At 41.3% G+C, this 20334-nt stretch carries 19 protein-coding genes; 1 reads left to right on the top strand and 18 read right to left on the bottom strand.

Going from position 1 to position 20334, the window contains the following annotated elements; translation table 11 throughout:
• Positions 1–34: 34 nt before the first annotated feature.
• From ytvI to BQ5364_RS00280, 8 genes are all read right to left on the bottom strand, one after another.
• On the bottom strand, positions 35–1153 hold the full coding sequence (gene ytvI, locus BQ5364_RS00315) for a sporulation integral membrane protein YtvI (RefSeq protein WP_071143418.1): 1119 nt from the start codon (positions 1151–1153) through the stop codon (positions 35–37).
• Positions 1154–1756 (bottom strand): ribosome biogenesis GTP-binding protein YihA/YsxC, encoded by a 603-nt coding sequence (gene yihA / locus BQ5364_RS00310; protein WP_022249963.1) that lies wholly within the window; start codon positions 1754–1756, stop codon positions 1154–1156.
• Positions 1746–4082, bottom strand: a complete 2337-nt coding sequence (gene lon, locus BQ5364_RS00305; RefSeq protein ID WP_071143417.1) for an endopeptidase La — start codon at positions 4080–4082, stop codon at positions 1746–1748. Before lon ends, yihA begins: the two co-directional genes overlap by 11 nt.
• 58 nt (positions 4083–4140) lie before the next feature.
• A complete protein-coding gene (gene clpX, locus BQ5364_RS00300; RefSeq protein WP_022249961.1) occupies positions 4141–5394 on the bottom strand; it encodes an ATP-dependent Clp protease ATP-binding subunit ClpX in 1254 nt (417 codons plus the stop codon).
• Between the two features lie 75 nt (positions 5395–5469).
• Positions 5470–6051, bottom strand: a complete 582-nt coding sequence (gene clpP, locus BQ5364_RS00295) for an ATP-dependent Clp endopeptidase proteolytic subunit ClpP (protein WP_004613643.1) — start codon at positions 6049–6051, stop codon at positions 5470–5472.
• 29 nt (positions 6052–6080) lie between these two features.
• Positions 6081–7367, bottom strand: a complete 1287-nt coding sequence (gene tig, locus BQ5364_RS00290) for a trigger factor (RefSeq protein ID WP_004613642.1) — start codon at positions 7365–7367, stop codon at positions 6081–6083.
• Positions 7368–7457: 90 nt separating this feature from the next.
• Positions 7458–8135: a hypothetical protein gene (locus BQ5364_RS00285; RefSeq protein WP_004613641.1), complete on the bottom strand. Its 678-nt coding sequence runs from the start codon at positions 8133–8135 to the stop codon at positions 7458–7460.
• Positions 8136–8143: 8 nt separating this feature from the next.
• The gene (locus BQ5364_RS00280) at positions 8144–8701 is read right to left on the bottom strand and encodes a DJ-1 family glyoxalase III (RefSeq protein ID WP_004613640.1); all 558 of its coding nucleotides are present in this window, start codon (positions 8699–8701) and stop codon (positions 8144–8146) included.
• Positions 8702–8817: 116 nt separating this feature from the next.
• Between BQ5364_RS00280 and BQ5364_RS00275 the strand changes: the two genes are divergently transcribed.
• Positions 8818–9267 carry a CYTH domain-containing protein gene (locus tag BQ5364_RS00275; protein ID WP_004613639.1) on the top strand — a complete coding sequence of 150 codons (450 nt, stop codon included), beginning with the start codon at positions 8818–8820 and terminating at the stop codon, positions 9265–9267.
• A gap of 36 nt (positions 9268–9303) precedes the next feature.
• Here the strand turns inward: BQ5364_RS00275 and BQ5364_RS00270 are convergent, their stop codons facing one another.
• The 10 genes from BQ5364_RS00270 to dapA all read right to left on the bottom strand — a co-directional run bounded on the left by BQ5364_RS00270 (position 9304) and on the right by dapA (position 20275).
• Positions 9304–10512, bottom strand: a complete 1209-nt coding sequence (locus BQ5364_RS00270; RefSeq protein WP_071143416.1) for an aspartate kinase — start codon at positions 10510–10512, stop codon at positions 9304–9306.
• Between the two features lie 9 nt (positions 10513–10521).
• Entirely contained in the window at positions 10522–11724 is a 1203-nt protein-coding gene (locus tag BQ5364_RS00265; RefSeq protein WP_071143415.1) for a cofactor-independent phosphoglycerate mutase, read from the bottom strand.
• 28 nt (positions 11725–11752) lie between these two features.
• Positions 11753–12967 (bottom strand): homoserine dehydrogenase, encoded by a 1215-nt coding sequence (locus tag BQ5364_RS00260; RefSeq protein WP_071143414.1) that lies wholly within the window; start codon positions 12965–12967, stop codon positions 11753–11755.
• Between the two features lie 7 nt (positions 12968–12974).
• Positions 12975–13418: an ACT domain-containing protein gene (locus BQ5364_RS00255; RefSeq protein ID WP_044987663.1), complete on the bottom strand. Its 444-nt coding sequence runs from the start codon at positions 13416–13418 to the stop codon at positions 12975–12977.
• Positions 13418–14528, bottom strand: a protein-coding gene (gene prfB, locus BQ5364_RS00250) for a peptide chain release factor 2 (protein WP_408606878.1) whose coding sequence is annotated in 2 segments (ribosomal slippage) — positions 13418–14464 and positions 14466–14528 — 1110 coding nt in all. Because the reading frame shifts where the segments join, the coding sequence is not laid out codon by codon here. The genes BQ5364_RS00255 and prfB overlap by 1 nt, the downstream gene beginning before the upstream one ends.
• An 18-nt stretch (positions 14529–14546) precedes the next feature.
• Complete coding sequence (gene secA, locus BQ5364_RS00245) at positions 14547–17111, bottom strand: preprotein translocase subunit SecA (protein ID WP_071143413.1); 2565 nt, start codon at positions 17109–17111, stop codon at positions 14547–14549.
• Between the two features lie 81 nt (positions 17112–17192).
• A complete protein-coding gene (gene hisA, locus BQ5364_RS00240; RefSeq protein WP_071143412.1) occupies positions 17193–17981 on the bottom strand; it encodes a phosphoribosylformimino-5-aminoimidazole carboxamide ribotide isomerase in 789 nt (262 codons plus the stop codon).
• Between the two features lie 89 nt (positions 17982–18070).
• Complete coding sequence (locus BQ5364_RS00235) at positions 18071–18388, bottom strand: hypothetical protein (protein WP_004613630.1); 318 nt, start codon at positions 18386–18388, stop codon at positions 18071–18073.
• A gap of 123 nt (positions 18389–18511) precedes the next feature.
• Entirely contained in the window at positions 18512–19270 is a 759-nt protein-coding gene (gene dapB, locus BQ5364_RS00230) for a 4-hydroxy-tetrahydrodipicolinate reductase (protein WP_022249954.1), read from the bottom strand.
• A 120-nt stretch (positions 19271–19390) separates the two neighbouring features.
• Positions 19391–20275, bottom strand: a complete 885-nt coding sequence (gene dapA / locus BQ5364_RS00225; protein WP_022249953.1) for a 4-hydroxy-tetrahydrodipicolinate synthase — start codon at positions 20273–20275, stop codon at positions 19391–19393.
• Positions 20276–20334: the final 59 nt, after the last annotated feature.

Here is a 20334-nt window from a genome sequence, read left to right as displayed (position 1 = left end):
TAAGTCAGCCTTTTTTCTTATCTGCAATATTTTCTTACTCTCTTAAACTCATAACTCCTTTGATCAATATCTTCACATCATCTAATATATAATCAAATGCCCCTGCTTTATACATATTAATCACAATCATCCCGACCGGGACTGCAAAAATCATGCCAAGCAGACTGCCCACTTTATATCCTACAAAAAGTAACACAAGCGCTACCAAAGGCTGCATCCCAAGTCCATCCCCTACAAGCTTCGGCTGAATCAGCTGCCTTACAAGCTGAGTTACTCCATACAGTACAAGCAGCATGATTGTCATCTTATAATCACCGCTTAACACTTTGTACACTGCCCAAGGCCAAATTGCCGTTCCTGTTCCAAACACCGGAAGAAAATCAAGAAATGCAATCAAAATCGCTAAAAGTGCCGAATAATTGACTTGCATAATCTCAAATCCAATAAACAGAATCACGCCCACTACGATCATAATCTTAAACTGTGCTTTAAAATAGCCTCCCACTGCATATTTTAAATTGTCGATAACCAAAGTCATCCTCTGCTGAATCGGCTTTGGAGTGATCTTTTTGAACCACACAATCACCTCGTCACGCTCTGCAATAAAAAAGTATGCTGCCACGATAGTCACAATGGTTGATACTAAAATTGACGGAATGCTCTTTGCCAGATTTCCCGCCGCTTCCACCGTCGGCTCACTGATCTTTCCTATCAAGTTTCCCATCGTATTGTCTAAATTCGCAACCACTGCATTCCACCCAGTCTGTATTCCTTCTGGCAACAGGCGAAAAACACCTTGAAAACTCTCCCCGATATCTTTCATTCCTTTTTCCAATTCACTGTACATCTGTGGGAAACTTGTAATGAGACTTCCCACCTCATCTGCAAGCTTACTGATTCCAAAGTACAGTGCACTGACTACTCCTGCCAAAACTGCAATGATAATAATTGCCGACCCTAGCTTTTTTACAATCTTTAACCGCTTTTCCAGCCAACACACAAGCGGGTTCGCAATAAATGCAATAAACCACCCGATGACAAATGGCATAAAAAACCACAACAATTTTATTCCTATGACGATAAATAAAATGGTTCCTATCAGGCTGAAAGCCAGACTTACGATTACTTTCCAATATGGACGCGTATCTTCCATTTATCCCACCTCGGTTTCATTCAGAAAATTCTTTTCCACCAATTCCCAAATTTCTTCTCTTCCCTGTTTTGACACAGACGAGAATGGTATGATCTGTGTTCCTGGAACAAGGTCAAGTCCCTGCTTGATCATCTTTACATGTTTTGCGACTTGACTTCTTTTTAGTTTGTCCAGTTTTGTCGCAATGATGATCGGATTGTACCCCTGCGACACAATCCACTCATACATCATCTTATCATTTGCAGATGGATCATGTCGGATATCGATCAGCAAAAATACTGCTTTCAACTGTTTCGAGCTGTGCAAATAGCGTTCAATCAGTTTTCCCCACTGTATTTTTTCTTTCTCAGAAACTTTTGCATATCCATATCCAGGCAAATCTACTAAATACATTATATCATTAATATTATAGAAATTGATAGTCTGAGTTTTTCCCGGCGTCGCTGATGTACGCGCAAAAGACTTTCGATTCATCAACGCATTGATCAATGAAGATTTCCCTACATTTGATTTTCCGGCAAATGCAATCTCTACTTTGTCTGTCTCCGGAAGCTTACTCGTAATTCCACATACAATTTCCAAATCAATACTCTTAATTTTCATTTTCGTTTTCCTCATATATTAATGCAGTTTTCAAAACTTCATCCATATAGCTTACCGGAATAATTTCCAGTCCTCTTGTAATCTCGGATGAAATCTCTTCCACATCGCGCATATTTTTTTCTGGTACCAATACAGTCTTTACTCCTGCACTTTTTGCTGCCAAAAGCTTTTCTTTTAATCCTCCGATTGGAAGCACTCTTCCACGCAGTGTAATCTCTCCGGTCATCGCCACATCCGCTCTGACCTTCGTGTTTGTGATTGCGGAAATCATAGCCGTCGCCATTGTGATACCTGCAGACGGACCGTCTTTTGGAACAGCACCTTCAGGAATATGAATATGGATATCGTGCTTTTTAAAGAAATCTTCCGGAATCTTATATTTTTCTCCCACAGAACGGATATAGCTGATCCCTGTCCGTGCAGACTCTTTCATCACATCTCCAAGTTGTCCGGTCAATAGAATCTCGCCCTCTCCCGGCATAATATTGACCTCTGTCTGAAGCGTATCTCCACCGACACTTGTCCATGCAAGACCTCTTACAATCCCTATCTCGTCTGTCTCATTTATCATCTGATAAGAATATTTCTCTTTTCCCAGATATTTCTCCAAATTTCGTTCTGTTACACGAATACTACTTTTTCCTGTCTCCAAAATCTCTCGTGCTGATTTTCTGCAGATATCTCCAATTTTACGCTCCAGCTGTCTGACTCCTGCTTCTTTTGTATAGTTTCTCGCAATTTTCCAAATAGCACCTTTGCTGATTTTTAACTGCTCCGGTGTCAATCCATGTTTTTGGAGCTGCTTTGGAAGCAGATGCTGCGTTGCAATATGCATCTTCTCATTTTCCGTGTAACTGCTGATCTCAATGACTTCCATACGGTCTAATAATGGTCTTGGAATTGTCTGAAGAGAATTTGCTGTCGTCACAAACAATACCTCAGACAGATCAATCGGTACTTCCAGATAATGATCTCTAAATTTTACATTCTGCTCACTGTCCAGCACTTCCAACAGCGCAGAAAAAGTATCTCCCTTATAATCATTGCTCACTTTGTCGATCTCGTCAAGTAAAATCAACGGATTTTTTACACCAGACATCTTAAGTGCATTTGCAATTCTTCCCGGCATTGCTCCCACATATGTTTTCCGGTGTCCTCTAATCTCTGCTTCATCCCTCACACCGCCAAGTGAAATCCGTGTATACGGTTTTTTTAATGCTTCGGAAAGCGAACGTGCAATTGAGGTCTTTCCTGTTCCCGGCGGACCAACAAGACAAAGAATCGGACTTTCTCCTTTCTTTGTCAGAGAACGGACAGCGAGAAATTCCAAAATCCTTTCTTTCACGGCTTCCAGTCCATAGTGTTCGTCCTCCAATACCTGTTTTGCATATGCAATATCGGTATTATCTTTTCCCATCTTGTCCCACGGCATCTCCAACATCGTCTCAATGTAAGTGCGGATAACCCCATTTTCTGCCGAACTGTTCATCGCACTTTTAAAACGATGAATTTCTTTCATCAGCTTCTCCTTAATTTCCTTGGAGGCCTTTAATTTTTTTGTAGCAGTCTCAAACTCCTCCGCATCCGAAAGCATATTGTCCTCTCCAAGCTCTTCCCGAATCACTTTCAACTGCTCTCTCAATATAAATTCTTTCTGATGTCTGTCAATACGTTCTTTGACTTTTCCCTGAATCTCTTCTTTGAGATGCATCACTTCCATCTCATTGGCAATCTTAAATGCCAACACTTCGTAGCGTCTGTTCAAATCTGTCTCTTCCAAAATATCCTGCAAATTCAAATAATCAAGCGGGACATTCGCAGCAATCTGATTCACTAATCCTAAAAATGTCTTTTCATCCGCAACCTGTGTAATGACATCTTTCGGAATTTTCCCATTTTTCATCGCATATTCTAAAAATAATTCCTGAATATTCTTCGCTCTTGGATTATCTACGACTTCCTCCTCAGCCTGCGGCTCTTCAATGACTTCCACCTGAGCATTCAAATACCCTTCTTCCTTCTCCAAAGAAATAAGTCTTGCCCGCTCTTCCCCAGTCACTAACACTCTAAGCATATTCTTCGACAATTTAATGACCTGCTTGATTGTCGCGATCGTCCCAATCTCAAATACATCCTTTAAGTCTGGATCTTCTATATTCAGCTCTCTTTGCGCAACAAGAAATACCTGTTGTTCTTCGCCTTGCATAACCTGCTGGATTGCCTGGATGGAATAGGCACGGCTCACATCAAAATGTACCACCATCTCCGGCATGATTGTCATTCCCCTTAAGGCAACCATAGGTATATTCCGTATCTGTTTTTCCATATTTCCTCCTTATTCAGGGACGGGGGTAATGTCACATTACCCCCGTCCCCAATTTACATTATGCACTTTCTGACGTGAGAGCCTCAGAATTGTAAACCGGCTCTCCTGTCCCTTCTACGGCTTCTTTTGTAATTCGGCAAGTTTTTATGCGATCATTTGACGGTACATGATACATTGTGTCCATCATGACATTCTCCATAATCGCACGTAATCCTCTCGCTCCTGTCTTTCTCGCCAATGACGTGTCTGCAATCTTTTCCAATGCTTCTTTATCAAACTCCAATTCGACGCCATCAAGTTCCAGTAATTTCTGATATTGTTTCACAATAGCACTCTTTGGCTCTGTTAAAATACGAATCAACGCATCTCTGTCAAGCATCTCTAATGTGACGTTGACCGGAACACGTCCAACCAGTTCTGGAATCAGACCAAATTTCACCAAATCCTGCGGCAGTACCTGACTTAAAAGTCTGTCCACATTATCTTCATGGTGATTTCCCACTTCTGCATTAAATCCCATTGATTTTCGATCCATACGCGTCTCAATAATCTTATCCAGACCTTCAAACGCTCCACCACAGATAAACAAAATATTTGTCGTATCAATCTGTATCAATTCCTGATGCGGATGCTTTCTTCCACCTTGTGGCGGTACCGATGCCACTGTTCCTTCTATAATTTTAAGAAGTGCCTGCTGAACTCCTTCTCCTGATACATCTCTTGTAATAGACGGATTCTCTGACTTTCTTGTAATTTTGTCAATCTCATCAAGATATATGATACCGTGCTCTGCACGTTCAATATCTCCGTCTGCCGCCTGAATAATCTTCAGAAGAATATTCTCCACATCTTCTCCTACATATCCTGCCTCTGTGAGTGCTGTTGCATCTGCGATCGCGAATGGCACATTTAAAATCTTAGCCAGTGTCTGAGCAAGCAACGTCTTTCCACAGCCTGTCGGTCCAAGCATCAAAATATTACTTTTCTGTAACTCAACTCCAAGATCCTTTTCCGCCATAATTCGTTTATAGTGATTGTACACTGCCACTGACAACACTTTTTTTGCCTCGTCCTGTCCGATTACATACTCATCTAAAAAGGCTTTGATCTCCTCTGGTTTTAAAAGATTGATATCCTGAAAATCAGATGGATTCTCATATGCAAGTTCTTCTTCAATAATTTCGGCACATACGTCCACACACTCATCACAAATGTAGGCTCCATTAGGTCCTGCAATCATTTTGCGTACCTGCGCCTGCGTCTTATTGCAAAATGAACATCTTACAATTTCTTCTCCTATCTTTCCTGCCATACTCTCACCTCGTCTCTCCACTTTCATACGATGGAAAGGGGGTGCCCAAATTAAGCATCCCCTTTTCCAGTTACATTAATGGCTGGCAATCACTTCGTCTACCAGTCCGTATTCTTTTGCTTCTTGTGCTGACATAAAGTTATCACGTTCTGTGTCTGCCTGAATCTTCTCAAGACTCTGTCCTGTATTTTCTGCCAAAATCGTGTTCAACTTCTGTCTTGTCTTTAAAATATGTTCTGCTGCAATCTGAATCTCTGTCGCTTGTCCCTGTGCTCCGCCTAATGGCTGGTGAATCATAATCTCTGCATTCGGAAGGGCATATCTTTTCCCTTTCTTTCCGCCTGACAATAAGAATGATCCCATACTTGCAGCCATACCAATACAAATTGTGGATACGTCACATTTGATATACTGCATTGTATCATAAATAGCCAAACCTGCTGATACGGAACCGCCTGGGCTGTTGATATAAAGATGAATATCTTTCTCCGGATCTTCACCTTCTAAAAATAGCAGCTGGGCAATAATTACACTTGCTGATGCATCAGTTACCTCTTCCCCCAAAAAGATAATTCTTTCCTTCAGTAATCTTGAATAAATGTCATATGAACGCTCGCCGCGGCTTGTCTGCTCAATGACATAAGGTATTACGCTCATGTATATGCCTCCTTAAAAATATAATGTTTTTATTCTTCTACAGCATTATCTACTAAGAATGTCACAGCATCTTGAACAGCTAAATCCATCTTCATCTGTTCTTTTTCATTTTCTCCCATGAATTCTTTTAATTTTTCTACTTCCATCTTGTAAGCTTCTGCCATCTTCGCTAATTCTTCATCGATTCTTTCATCTGTAATCTCGATATTTTCAGCTTTTGCAATTGCTTCAAGTACAAGTCTTGTCTCAATACGTTTTACAGCCTGTGGTCTTAATTCTTCCATCATGCTCTCAGCTGTCATTCCTGTGAACTGGAAGTACTGTTCCATAGAAAGTCCCTGCTGCTGAATTCTCTGTGCGAAATCCTGAGCCATCTGATTTACCTGTGTATCGATCATTGCCTCTGGAATCTCCATTGTTGCGTTTGCAACAGCTTTTTCTACTGCCTGGTCTTCTTTCTTTCTATTACCGTCTGCAATCTTCTGTTCTTTGATTTTTGCTTTGATATCTGCTTTGTAAGCATCTAATGTATCAAATTCAGATACTTCTGCTGCAAATTCATCATCTAATTCAGGAAGTTCTTTTGCTTTGATCTCATGTACTGTACATTTGAACACTGCAGCTTTTCCTGCTAAATCTTCTGAATGATATTCTTCTGGGAATGTCACATTCACTTCTACTTCTTTTTCTGCTTCAGCGCCGATTAATTGTTCTTCAAATCCCGGAATGAAAGATCCTGAACCGATTGTCAATGGATAGTTCTCACCTTTTCCACCTTCAAATGCAACACCGTCAACAAATCCTTCGAAGTCTAATACTACTTCATCTCCGTCCTGTACTGCACGGTCTTCCACTACAACTGTTCTTGCATTCTTCTTCTGTTCTTCTTCTAATTTCGCGTCGATCTCTTTTGCTGTTACTCTGTTAGAAACTTTATCTACAGAAAGTCCTTTGTATTCTCCTAAAGTTACTTCTGGTTTTACAGCAACTTCTGCTGTGAAGATAAATGGTTTTCCTTTTTCTAACTGTACTACTTCTACTTTTGGCTGTGAAACGATATCTAATTCACATTCGTCATATGCTTTTCCGTATGCTGTTGGAATTAACGCATTCGCTGCATCTTCATAAAAGATTCCTACACCGTACATTTTTTCGATCATCTGACGTGGTACTTTCCCTTTACGGAATCCAGGCACGCTGATTTTATTTCTCTGTTTTAAGTACGCACCCTGAATTGCTTTTTCTAATTCTTCAGCGGAAACTTCGATTGTAAGTTTCGCCATATTTTTTTCCATGTTTTCTACTTGTAAACTCATTACTATTTCCTCCTTATATATGTGAGAAGTCCCCAGACTTATCTACACTAACGCTCATTCCAAGATTATATCACAATACTTTCTAAATTACTAGCCTTGAATTTCATCTAAACGCAGTATTTTCGTAATAAATGAGGAAATCTCATCCTCCTTCATTGAAAACACATTTTTGTCATTGCTTTTGACTTTAAACACAATTGTCTCTGTCTCACCGTACTGCATATTTTGATATGCAGTTTCTAAAAGTTCATAAGAACGGTTCAGAAATTCGCTTTGCATCTGGGCATTAATCTCTTCTTTTGTCCCCTGATATTCCCCGTTCTCCGCCTTTTGTTTCAGATTTTCCGACTCTGTCTGAATTGATGTGATAAACTGTAAAAATACATCCGACGGCTGAAATTCCACACTGACATCATATTCCTTGCGGCTGATCTTCTCCGCTTCATTTACCTGATATTTCATAGCGCCGAAAATCTCTTTGCACAGATCTACAAACTTCTTCTCAAGTTCCGAATCTATCTCCACACCATTTGTGATGTAATCCGAAACAAAACTTTCAATGCCTTCATCATACTGTTTCAGCAATTCCTTCTTTGACGTATCCTCCAGAATCTCTTCCGCCTCGGTGACATCTCCCAAAAACCTCTGGTTCAGAATCGCGCGGACATATCCCTGTGCATCAAAATCTCTGAGCAGTCCTATGCATACAATTCCTACCAGTACAATGATCACTGCAATCGCAGCTACTGTCCCTTTTTTTGATTTCATAGTTCCTCCTATTTACATTGATAGATGACAGAGTCTTTGATCTCCTCCGCCTTTTCCTTGTTCAAAAGAAGCCCGATCAGCGCAAGTGAAAAATCAATCGCTGTCCCCAGACCTCTGCTTGTAATGATAAAATCAGACACAACAACAGAATCTTTCACTACCTCTGCTCCGAAAAGCTCCGCCTCTTTGCTCGGATAAGAAGTCGCCTTTCTTTCTTTTAAAAAGCCCATCTTTCCGAAAATACTCGGCGCCGCACAGATTGCCGCAATATATTTTTTCTCTTCATAGTATTTTTCCAATACATTTTTCACGCCTTCGTGTTCTTCCAAATGAATCGTTCCAGGCATTCCGCCCGGCAGCACAACCATGTCCTGCTCCTCATAATCCATTTCTTCAAATAATTTATCTGCCTGAACACAAATATCATGTGAACCGCGAATCTGCAATTTACCTGTAATCGATACTGTTGTCACAAAAATTCCTGCTCTTCTTAGCAGATCCACAACAGTCAGTCCTTCAATCTCTTCAAACCCATCTGCCAAAAATACGCAAACCTTTTTTTCCATAGTTTCCCTCCTTTTCCAAATTTCACTTGCATTTTAACAAACTTATGAAAAAAAAGCAAATCCGTTTACATTTCCCTTGACCTGTATTACTATAAAAGCATCTGGAGGTATCTATTATGGAAATTGAACGCAAATATTTAATCAGCTCCCTGCCGGAGCATCTCGAACAATATCCCCATCGTCAGCTCGAACAGGGATATTTATCCACATCTCCTGTCGTGCGTGTGCGAAAAGACGATGACAAGTATGAGTTAACCTACAAATCTAAAGGACTTATGGTTCGTGAAGAACACAATCTTCCACTCACAAAGGAATCCTATGAACATCTGCGCACTAAAATCGACGGCAGACTGATCACCAAAAAGCGCTACTGCATCCCCTATGGCATATACACCATTGAATTAGACATTTTTGAGGGCGATCTTGCACCGCTTGTTCTCGCCGAGGTAGAATTTCCTACCGAGCAGGAAGCGAATGCATTCACCCCACCGGACTGGTTCATCGAAGATGTCACTTTCTCACCTCTTTACCACAACAGTTTTTTAAGTCAACTTCAGCACAAATAAAGGACGGAAATTCTTCCGCCCTTTGCTTTACATATTTTATTCTGCAAGATCAAATTTCTCGTGAATCGCACGCACCGCTTTGTCAATCTCTGACTCCTCTACCAACACTGTGATTCGAATCTCAGATGTGGAAATCATATTAATATTGATTCCGTAATTAAACAATGCCTCAAACAATTTGGATGCAACTCCCGGATTTGTCATCATTCCAGCACCCACGATTGAAACTTTTGCCACACCTTCATTGTGTGTAATATTCTTAATCGTCAAAGGTTCTTTGTTCTCTTCCAGTATAGTAAGTGCATCTTTCAGGTCATCCTGCGAAACTGTAAATGAAATATCCTTTGTTCCGTCACGTCCTACGGACTGAAGGATAATATCTACATTAATATTATTTTTCGCAAGTTTGTTGAATATTTTAAACGCAATACCCGGTCTGTCTTCCACTCCAATCACTGAAATTCTGGCTGTATTCTTATCCGCAGCCACACCGGTAATTAACATTTTCTCCATTTTTACTACCTCCTTGACAATCGTTCCTTCTGATTCATTCAAACTTGAACGCACAACCATCGGAACACTGTATTTTTTCGCCATCTCCACGGAACGATTGTGCAGAACTTTTGCACCTGCCGTTGCAAGTTCCAGCATCTCATCATATGTGATCTCTGGGAGTTTTCTTGCATTCGGAACAATTCTAGGATCTGCCGTATAGACACCATCTACATCTGTATAAATCTCGCACAAATCTGCGTGCAATACTGCCGCAAGTGCTACCGCTGTCGTATCAGAACCACCTCGTCCAAGTGTGGCGTAATCATCGTATTTCGTAATTCCCTGAAAGCCTGTCACAATTACGATCTTTCTGGAATCCAGTTCATGATTGATACGGTCTGTGTCAATTCTCTTAAATCTGGCATTTCCGTATCTGGAGGTACAGTTCATCCCCACCTGAAATGCATTCAATGACACTGCCGGCACATCCATCGCATGCATAGCCATTGCCATGAGCGAAACTGACACTTGCTCTCCTGTTGTCAAAAGCATATCCAGTTCTCTCTTGTTTGCCTTTGGATTGATATCATTTGCAAGTGCAAGCAAATCATCTGTCGTATCTCCCATTGCCGAAAGAACAACTACAACACTGTGTCCTTTTTTATAATCTTCAATGCAGCGTCTTGCAACATTGTAAATTCTCTCTTTATTTGCGACGGATGTTCCGCCGAATTTCTTTACAATTAACATGGTTACCTCCTATATCTCTAACAGGCAGTCAATCAGACGATAGCCTTCTTTCCAGACAATTCCGCTTTCTTTTGCGGTCTTTTCGCTATATTCTTCCTGACTTCCCAATTCTTTTCTGCTGTCATAAAGCAGATATGGAACCGGATCTTTTGTATGTGTCCGAACTCGGATCGGTGTTGGATGATCCGGAAGAACCAATATTCGATAATCTTCGCCCGCTTTTTCTAAGGCTTCTACAATAAGCCGTGTCACCCGCTTATCAAGATACTCGATTGATTCTATTTTCTCATTCAACAATCCTTGATGTCCCATCTCATCCGGTGCCTCCACATGCACATAAGCAAAATCATATCCATGATTCAAAAGTGCATCCGCAGCTGCATTTGCCTTTCCTTCATAGTTCGTATGAAGTCCTCCATTGGCTCCTTCCACCAAAATCTTATCCATCTCAGACCCAACTGCAAGCCCTTTCAGCAGGTCCACCGCCGAGATCATAACACCTTTCTTTCCTGTCTTTTCTTCAAAAGACATCAGATTCGGCCTTGTGCCTGCTCCCCAGAACCATGCAGAATTCGCCGGATTGAGCCCCTGCTCTTTTCTTTTCTGATTCAGAGGATGTGCAGACAATATCTCATAACTTTTCTTCATCATATCACAGAACACTTCATTTTCCGGCAGATACTCTCCGATTTTCTTCGTCAAAATGTCATGCGGCGGGGTCAGCTCTATCACTTTTCCTTCCTTCCACACAAGCAAGTGACGGTAACTCGTTCCCACATAGAACTCATATCCTTCTCTTTTCAGCCCTTCCTTCAGTGCTTCCATCAAAACTGCCGCGTCCTCAGTACTGATCTCGCTGGAGCTGTGATCCACCATTCTCTTTTCTTCATAACAGCTTTCTTCTTCCGAAAGCGTTACCAGATTACACCGAAATGACACATCTGTCTTTTTCATATCCACCCCGATGCTGAGCGCCTCGAGCGGCGAGCGGCCTGTATAATAAATCTTTGGATCATATCCAAGTACTGACAGATTTGCTGTATCACTTCCCGGACTCATTCCTTCCGGAACCATATAGGCAAGTCCTACCTCACCTTTTTTTGCAAGTCTGTCCATCGTCGGTTTATCTGCTGCTTCAAGCGGTGTCTTCCCCGACAATTTTTCAATCGGTTCATCCGCCATCCCATCTCCTAAGACTATGATATATTTCATTCCACTGCGCCTCCTTACCCTTTTGACTTTATTCTTTCACCCGGAGCATTTTTTGAATCTGAGGATATTTTTCTGCACCTCTTTCAAAATCGCCCTCTTTCATAACTGATGTCACGAAACCAAATTCACCTTCCACGCCTTCAGGCTTTATAACTGTAATCTCGCCAAAAGTCTGTTCCAATTCTTCTTTTAACGCCTCTGTCCCCTTTATGCGTACAAAGAAACGATTTTCTCGCTCACTTTTGTCTTCTAAAACCATTTTTTCCTCTGACCAGACTGTCATCATACTCTGTCTCGGATATTTTGCCGCTTCAATAACATCAGCCACAACTGCGCTTGCCGTCGGGAGTTTTCCTGCTCCGCTTCCATAGAACATTGCATCTCCAAGCATATTTCCTTTTATAAAAATCGCATTAAATACATCTTCTACATTGTAGAGCGGATGTTTTTTCCCTAAAAGACAAGGTGCCACGACTGCTCCTAATCTTTCGCCGTTCTTTCTGCAGGTTGCAAGCAGCTTGATCTTCATTCCCATCGCCTTTGCATACTGCATATCCTGCAAAGTAATATCGGTGATTCCCTCCGTATAAATGTCCTCAAACTCCACTTGTTTCCCACAAATCAAAGAAGATAAAATTGCAATCTTTCTGCATGCATCGTGACCATCCACGTCTGCGCTCGGGTCACGCTCTGCATATCCCATCATCTGAGCTTCTTTCAACACTGCATCATAATCTGCATCTTCGTGATACATCTTACTAAGCATATAGTTGGTCGTACCGTTCAAAATTCCGGTAATCTCCTCAATATCATCCGCCGAAAGCGACGTATTCAAAGGACGGATAATCGGAATACCGCCGCCAACACTCGCCTCAAATAAGAAATTCAAATTCTTTTCTTTTGCAATAGCAAGCAGCTCTGCACCATGCTTTGCCACAAGCGCTTTGTTGGAGGTCGCCACATTTTTCCCCGCCAAAAGACTTCTCTTTACAAAGGTATATGCCGGTTCAACTCCGCCCATCACTTCTACCACGACTTTGATCTCTTCATCATTTACAATCTCTTCAAAATCATGTACAATCAATTTTTCTATAGGACTTCCCGGAAATTCTTTCAAATCCAAAATATATTTAATTTCTAAAGAATCCCCTGTTTTTTGATTGATTAAATCCCGGTTTGTCTGAATTACTTCCACAACTCCGGATCCAACTGTTCCATATCCTAATACTGCTATTTTTGTCATATCGTACTTACTCCCTGCCTACAATTTTCAAATAGTGAACACCTTGATTTTCCTCTATCTCCGCAACCATATCGGATATATTTCCGGTTGTAGATAAAATCTCTACACTCAAAGTCAAAGTCGCCACTCCGTTCAGTGGAATACTCTGATGTATAGTCAGTATATTCGCACCGTATTCTGCGACATCTCTCAAAATTTCAGCAAGAAGCCCCGGTGTGTCATCCATCTGCACCACCAAGGTAATCGTCTGCCCTTTTTCATTTTCATGAAACGGGAAAATATCGTCTTTGTATTTATAAAAAGAACTCCTGCTAATTCCAATCTGATCTGTTGCTTCCTGTATCGTCAATCCTCTCTCAGACGCCAGCAGTCTCTTTGCTTCCACCACTTTGATAAGGACTTCCGGCAACGCTTTTTTCTTGACTACAAAGTATTTTGTCTTATCCATGATTACTCCTCCATGCTCTGTGCTTTTAAGTATGCGTTCATAAACAGATCAATGTTTCCGTCCAGCACACTCGACACATTTCCGCTTTCTACATTCGTCCGATGATCTTTCACCAATGTATATGGCTGCATGACATAAGAGCGGATCTGATTGCCAAATCCAATTTCTTTTATCTCTCCACGAATGTCTGACACCTTTTCTGCCTGTTCCTGTTCTTTCAGCAGATACAGCTTTGCCTTCAGCATCTGCATTGCCTTCTCTTTATTATTATGCTGCGAGCGCTCATTCTGGCACTGCACTACAATTCCAGTAGGAATATGTGTAATACGGATTGCCGAAGATGTCTTGTTGACATGCTGACCTCCCGCACCACTTGCCCTGTATGTATCAATTTTCAGATCATCGTCATTGAGTTCAATGTCAATATCGTCCTCAATATCCGGAACAACATCACAAGATGCAAACGATGTCTGTCGTTTTCCAGCCGCATTAAACGGCGAAATGCGCACAAGACGGTGTACCCCTTTTTCCGACTTGAGATACCCGTAGGCATTCTCTCCATTCACCTGAAAAGTAACTGCCTTTAAGCCGGCTACATCTCCGTCCAAAAAGTCCAGCACTTCCACGGAAAATCCTTTTCGCTCCGCCCATCTTGTATACATACGGTATAACATATTCGCCCAGTCACAGGACTCTGTTCCGCCTGCTCCTGCATGCAGTGTCACAATTGCATTGTCTTTATCATATTCCCCGGAAAGCAAGGTCTGAATACGAATCTCCTCATATCCTTGTTGAAATGCAGTCAGTTCACTTTCAATCTCCGGCACAAGACTTTCATCATTCTCATCATATGCCATCTCAATCAAAACACCGATATCCTCATAACTTGTTGTAAGCTGTGATACTTTCTCCAAAAAATCTTTCAGACTCTTCAGTTCTTTCATGACCACCTGAGAATTTTCCGTATTCTCCCAAAATCCCGGTTCTTCTATCTTTCGTTCTAACTCTTCTACCTGTTTTTCTTTTCCAGACAGGTCAAAGTGAATCCCTCATTTCCTTCAATGGTTCTTCATATGAGTTTAATATACTTTTAAACTGATCTAATTCGACCACGTTCTCACCTCTTATTCTTTATTTTCTTCCACAGCACTGTTTGTATTTTTTACCGCTTCCACATGGGCAAGGATCATTTGGATAAACTTTCTTTTCCTGACGTTTCTTCGGTTCATGCGCTGCCGTATCATCTTTGTTTGTGCCGGTTACTTTTGCAACCTGTTCTCTTTCCACCTTCTGTTCAAGCTGAACATGGAACAACATACGAACTGTATCTGCTGCAATTGCAGATGTCATCGCTCCAAACATATCATATCCAACCATCTTGTACTCTACAAGCGGATCTCTCTGTCCATATGCCTGAAGACCGATTCCCTGACGAAGCTGATCCATATCATCAATGTGATCCATCCATTTTGCGTCGATTACCTTCAAAAGGACAACACGTTCAATCTCACGCAGCTGTTCTGGTTCTGGGAACTCAGCCTCTTTTGCCTCATATCCTTTCACTGCATGTTCTTTTAACATCTGTTTCAATTCTTTCTGAGACATCTCTTTTACTTCTTCAAACGCTACTGGTTTTAAAAGCAATGATGCATACAGATCACGGTTCAATGCATCTAAATCCCACTCATCAGATTCTGTGTCCGGAGATGCACACGCATCCACTGTGTTCTCCACATACTCTGTAATCATATGATAGATTGAATCTCTCATGCTCTCCCCATCAAGCACTCGACGTCTTTCCTCGTAGATGATCTCTCTTTGTTCATTCATAACCTGATCGTATTCCAACAGGTTTTTACGGATTCCAAAGTTATTTCCTTCCAGCTTCTTCTGTGCTTTTTCAATTGCGCTGGACAACATCTTATGTTCAATCTGTTCTCCATCTTCCACACCTAATGTATTAAATACGCTCATCAGTTTTTCAGATCCGAACAGTCTCAGCAGATCATCTTCCAGAGAAATGTAAAATCTGGATTCTCCCGGGTCTCCCTGTCTACCGGAACGACCACGGAGCTGATTGTCAATACGTCTTGACTCATGACGCTCTGTACCAATAATCTTCAATCCTCCGATTGCCTTTGCCTCATCGTCCAGCTTGATATCGGTACCACGACCTGCCATGTTCGTCGCGATTGTAACCGCGCCATGCACACCTGCCTGTGCTACAATCTCAGCTTCCATCTCATGGAATTTTGCATTAAGGACATTGTGCTGAATTCCTCTTTTCTTCAGCATATTGCTCAGAAGTTCTGATGTCTCAATTGTAATAGTACCTACAAGTACAGGCTGTCCTGTCTCATGTGCTCTTACGATTTCCTCGATTACCGCTTTGAATTTTTCATCTTTTGTCTTATATACAGCATCATCCAAATCTTTACGAAGAACCGGAAGATTCGTTGGAATCTCCACTACGTCCATTCCGTAAATATCACGGAATTCTTTTTCTTCTGTAAGAGCAGTACCTGTCATACCACTCTTCTTTTCATATTTGTTAAACAGATTCTGGAATGTGATTGTCGCAAGTGTCTTGCTCTCTCGTTTTACTTTTACATGCTCTTTCGCTTCAATTGCCTGATGAAGTCCGTCAGAATAACGGCGTCCCGGCATAATACGTCCGGTAAATTCATCTACGATCATAACCTGATCATCCGCCACAACATAATCCTGATCTCTGAACATCAAATTATGTGCACGAAGCGCCAAAATAATATTGTGCTGGATCTCTAAATGTTCCGGATCCGCAAGATTCTCGATGTGGAAGAATTTTTCTACCTTCTTCACACCTTCTTCTGTCAGGTTGATATTCTTCTCTTTCTCATTGACGATAAAATCACCTGTCTCTTCGATGTCCTCGCCCATGATCGCATTCATCTTAGAAAACTCGCCGCTTGCCTCACCACGTTCAAGCTGTCTTGCAAGAATATCGCAAGCCTCGTATAACTTCGTAGACTTTCCACTCTGACCGGAAATAATAAGTGGTGTTCTCGCCTCATCGATCAATACAGAGTCGACCTCATCGATTACCGCATAGGAAAGTCCTCTCTGTACTAACTGCTCTTTGTAGATTACCATATTATCTCTCAGGTAATCGAATCCAAGTTCATTGTTTGTCACATATGTGATGTCACAGTTATATGCCTCACGACGTTCGTCGTTGTCCATCTCATTTAAAACAACGCCTACTGTAAGTCCTAAAAATCTGTGAACTTGTCCCATCCATTCCGCATCACGCTTTGCAAGATAATCATTGACTGTTACGATATGTACTCCTTTTCCCGCCAACGCATTCAGATACGCCGGAAGTGTCGATACCAAAGTCTTTCCTTCACCTGTTCTCATCTCCGCAATACGTCCCTGATGCAGTACAATACCACCGATCAGCTGCACACGGTAATGTTTCATATGAAGTGATCTCGATGCCGCTTCTCTTACTGTCGCAAATGCTTCCGGAAGGATATCATCCAATGTCTCCCCGTTTGCCAGTCTTTCTTTAAACTCTTTTGTTTTATCTCTCAACTCTTCATCCGTCAATTTCTGCATATCCTCGTCCATCGCCTCAATGCGGTCAACAATCGGATAGATTCTCTTTAACTCATGATCACTGTGTGTCCCAAAAATTTTTTCTAATAAGCTCATACTTTACTCCTTATTTACGAATTTACTCTAATCTCCATTTTATCACTATATACATTGCAGTTCAACAAATTTATAAACTGTTCACAAACTCTTTCGCAAATGGTCACATTTTTTTACGTTCTCGTATGGAATCTGCCCACCAAACAAATCTAGTGCACTTCCAATTGTAAAATTTAACTTCTCTTTTCCCGCACACCGAAATGCTTCCAAATCTTCCAGACTTCCTATTCCGCCTGCATAAGTAATCGGTATACCATCCCACTTTGCAAGCAGTTCCACAAGCGGCAGTTCTACTCCTGATGATTTTCCCTCCACATCTACCCCATGTATCAGAAATTCATCACAGTAATCTGAAAGCTGGTCCAATAATGATATCGTCACCTTCACATTGGTGAATGTCTGCCATCGGTTTGTCACAATATAGTAAAAATCCTCTTTTTTTCTGCAGCTTAAATCAAGCACGATTCGCTCTTTTCCGACTGTCTCCTTGAGTTTTTGCAAATTCTCCCACTTTACTTCTCCATCTCGAAAAACATATGATGTGACAATGACGTGACTTGCTCCTGCATCCAGATATTCCTTCGCATTCTCTGCGGTAACTCCTCCACCGATCTGCATTCCTTGCGGATATGCACGCAGTGCCTCCAACGCCTGCTTTTTTGTGGCATCAAAATATTCTGATGTACTTGGATTCAGCAATATAATATGTCCTCCTCGAATACCATCTTTTCGATAGAGATTTGCATAAAACCGCGCATCATATTCCGAAGTAAAATTTGTGATTGCCTGATCACCTTCATCTTTCAGTGACCCTCCGACAATCTGCCTGACAGCTCCATTATGTATGTCAATACAAGGTCTGAATTGCATATTTCTTCCCTCACTTTTGCAATTTTCGTTTAGTATAGCATTTTTTGCCAAAAAAAGGAACGCTTTTTCACGTTCCCTTCCATAAATAATTATTTTGTTGCGTCATTTACGTTTTTGTCAGTCGTCTTATCCGGTGTCTGGTCTGTCGCATCATCCGTCATATCCCTGACACCATCTCTTACATTGTCAACACCTTTTTCTACATCGTCGACACCATCTTTCACGGCATTGCCCAGATCATCGATCACACCATCTCCATTGTTGTCTTTTGTCGGATCGGTTGTCGTATTTTTGTCGGTTGTTGTATTGTTTGCCGCATCATCTTTTGTATTGCTTCCACAGCCTGTTGTTGAGCAAAGTACTCCAACGCACAGCATACACAAGATTACTTTTTTCAATTTTTTCATTTTTTTACTCCCTTTCTTTCATGTAGTACCATTAAGAATTACTTCTTATCATGTAATATCTGCATTTTTCTCAAATATATACTTCACTTTTCATTGGGAGTTTTTTCCTTTTTTTGACTATTTTTAAAATTGGATCACGTCGCTCATATCGTAAAGACCGGCTCCTTTTCCTTTCAGGAACTTTCCTGCCTCCACTGCACCTTTTGCGAACACCGCTTTCGAATATGCAGTATGTTTGAATTCAATGACTTCATCTTCTCCTGCGAAAATCACCTCATGCTCTCCTACAATTGTGCCGCCTCTCACTGCTGAAATTCCAATCTCCTTTTTCTCACGTTTTTCACGCACCTGGCTTCTGTCATAAGTATAACGGTATTCATTGTCCAGTGCTTCATTGATCGAATCCGCCATTGCAAGTGCAGTTCCGCTCGGCGCATCCACTTTCTGATTATGATGTTTTTCGACAATCTCAATGTCAAACCCCGCTGGTGCAAGCACTTTTGCCGCATCCTGAAGCAGTTTTAATAACATATTGACTCCCAATGACATATTCGCAGATTTTAAAACCGCAACTTTCTTGCTTGTCTCTTCTACTTTCTTTAGCTGCTCCTCTGATAACCCTGTAGTGCACAGTACAACCGGAACCTGTTTTTCCACACAGTAGTCAAGCAGCCCGTCCACTGCTGCCGCGTTCGAAAAATCAATGATTGCATCTGCCTTGATATCACACTTTTCAATACTTTCAAATACGGGATAATCATTCGCAATTCCAGTATAGGCATCTATTCCTGCTGCCATCTCGACATTCGGGTCTTCTTTTACTATCTTACTGATAACTTGTCCCATTTTTCCATTGCAGCCATGCATAATCAATTTTGTCATATTCGTTTCCTCCCTGTTCACAGTTATTTATATTATAAAATAACACAAAAAAAGAGAGTTTGCAAAAACAAACTCTCCTACCTCTACATTCTTTTGCATAAAATCACTGTTCACAGCGATCTATAAAATCCCAAAATCTTTCATCGCTTTCTTTAACGTTTCCGTATGTGCCTCTGTAAGCTCCGTCAACGGCATACGAAGTCCTCCAACTTCCATTCCCATCAGGTTCATCGCTTTTTTCACAGGAATTGGATTCACTTCACAGAATAACTGCTCAATCAAAGGCAATGCATTTAACTGTAATTCCATACTTCCTTTTACATCACCTTCAAAGAATTTTGCACAGATATCGTGCGTCTCTTTTGGGGCGATATTAGACAATACAGAAATCACACCTTTTCCGCCAAGGGACATAATCGGCACAATCTGATCATCATTTCCTGAATACAAGTCGACCTTTCCATCTGTCAGGTTCATAATCTTCGCAACCTGAGAAATATTCCCCGAAGCTTCCTTGATTCCGACAATGTTATCCACATTCTTCACAAGATGCGCAACTGTCGCCGGCTCAATATTGCAGCCTGTTCTGCTTGCCACACTGTACATGATAATTGGCGCTTTAGCTTCATTCGCAACCGCTGTATAATGTTGAATCAATCCGGCCTGTGTTGCTTTATTATAATATGGGGTGACAACCAGTAATCCATCTGCCCCGTACTCTGCTGCCGCTTTTGACAATTCAATTGCTGTTCTTGTACAGTTTGATCCCGTTCCCGCGATAACCGGAACTCTTCCTTTTGTGAAATCAATTGTCTTTTTAATACAGTCCAGATGTTCTTCTTCTGTCATCGTCGCAGACTCACCTGTCGTGCCACAAATCACAATACTGTCTGTCCCGTTATTGCAATGATAATCAATCAATTCTTCTAATTTTTCATAATTAATACTTCCATCCGCATGAAATGGTGTGATAATCGCCACTCCTGCCCCTGTAAAAATAGCCATTCTAGTCCTCCTTACATACCGAGTTCTCAGTTCTCTCTTACAGGATTTTAGCACCATTC

Source organism: Coprococcus phoceensis, from assembly GCF_900104635.1.
GTDB lineage: Bacteria > Bacillota > Clostridia > Lachnospirales > Lachnospiraceae > Faecalimonas > Faecalimonas phoceensis.
Note: the sequence above shows the minus strand (reverse complement) of the source record. Positions and strands in the feature narration are given on the sequence as shown.

Bases quoted from the DNA above. Each gene is read 5' to 3' on its own strand.
- ytvI (WP_071143418.1), bottom strand. From the start codon at position 1,153: ATGGAAGATACGCGTCCATATTGGAAAGTAATCGTAAGTCTGGCTTTC.
- yihA (WP_022249963.1), bottom strand. From the start codon at position 1,756: ATGAAAATTAAGAGTATTGATTTGGAAATTGTATGTGGAATTACGAGT.
- lon (WP_071143417.1), bottom strand. From the start codon at position 4,082: ATGGAAAAACAGATACGGAATATACCTATGGTTGCCTTAAGGGGAATG.
- clpX (WP_022249961.1), bottom strand. From the start codon at position 5,394: ATGGCAGGAAAGATAGGAGAAGAAATTGTAAGATGTTCATTTTGCAAT.
- clpP (WP_004613643.1), bottom strand. From the start codon at position 6,051: ATGAGCGTAATACCTTATGTCATTGAGCAGACAAGCCGCGGCGAGCGT.
- tig (WP_004613642.1), bottom strand. From the start codon at position 7,367: ATGAGTTTACAAGTAGAAAACATGGAAAAAAATATGGCGAAACTTACA.
- BQ5364_RS00285 (WP_004613641.1), bottom strand. From the start codon at position 8,135: ATGAAATCAAAAAAAGGGACAGTAGCTGCGATTGCAGTGATCATTGTA.
- BQ5364_RS00280 (WP_004613640.1), bottom strand. From the start codon at position 8,701: ATGGAAAAAAAGGTTTGCGTATTTTTGGCAGATGGGTTTGAAGAGATT.
- BQ5364_RS00275 (WP_004613639.1), top strand. From the start codon at position 8,818: ATGGAAATTGAACGCAAATATTTAATCAGCTCCCTGCCGGAGCATCTC.
- BQ5364_RS00270 (WP_071143416.1), bottom strand. From the start codon at position 10,512: ATGTTAATTGTAAAGAAATTCGGCGGAACATCCGTCGCAAATAAAGAG.
- BQ5364_RS00265 (WP_071143415.1), bottom strand. From the start codon at position 11,724: ATGAAATATATCATAGTCTTAGGAGATGGGATGGCGGATGAACCGATT.
- BQ5364_RS00260 (WP_071143414.1), bottom strand. From the start codon at position 12,967: ATGACAAAAATAGCAGTATTAGGATATGGAACAGTTGGATCCGGAGTT.
- secA (WP_071143413.1), bottom strand. From the start codon at position 17,111: ATGAGCTTATTAGAAAAAATTTTTGGGACACACAGTGATCATGAGTTA.
- hisA (WP_071143412.1), bottom strand. From the start codon at position 17,981: ATGCAATTCAGACCTTGTATTGACATACATAATGGAGCTGTCAGGCAG.
- BQ5364_RS00235 (WP_004613630.1), bottom strand. From the start codon at position 18,388: ATGAAAAAATTGAAAAAAGTAATCTTGTGTATGCTGTGCGTTGGAGTA.
- dapB (WP_022249954.1), bottom strand. From the start codon at position 19,270: ATGACAAAATTGATTATGCATGGCTGCAATGGAAAAATGGGACAAGTT.
- dapA (WP_022249953.1), bottom strand. From the start codon at position 20,275: ATGGCTATTTTTACAGGGGCAGGAGTGGCGATTATCACACCATTTCAT.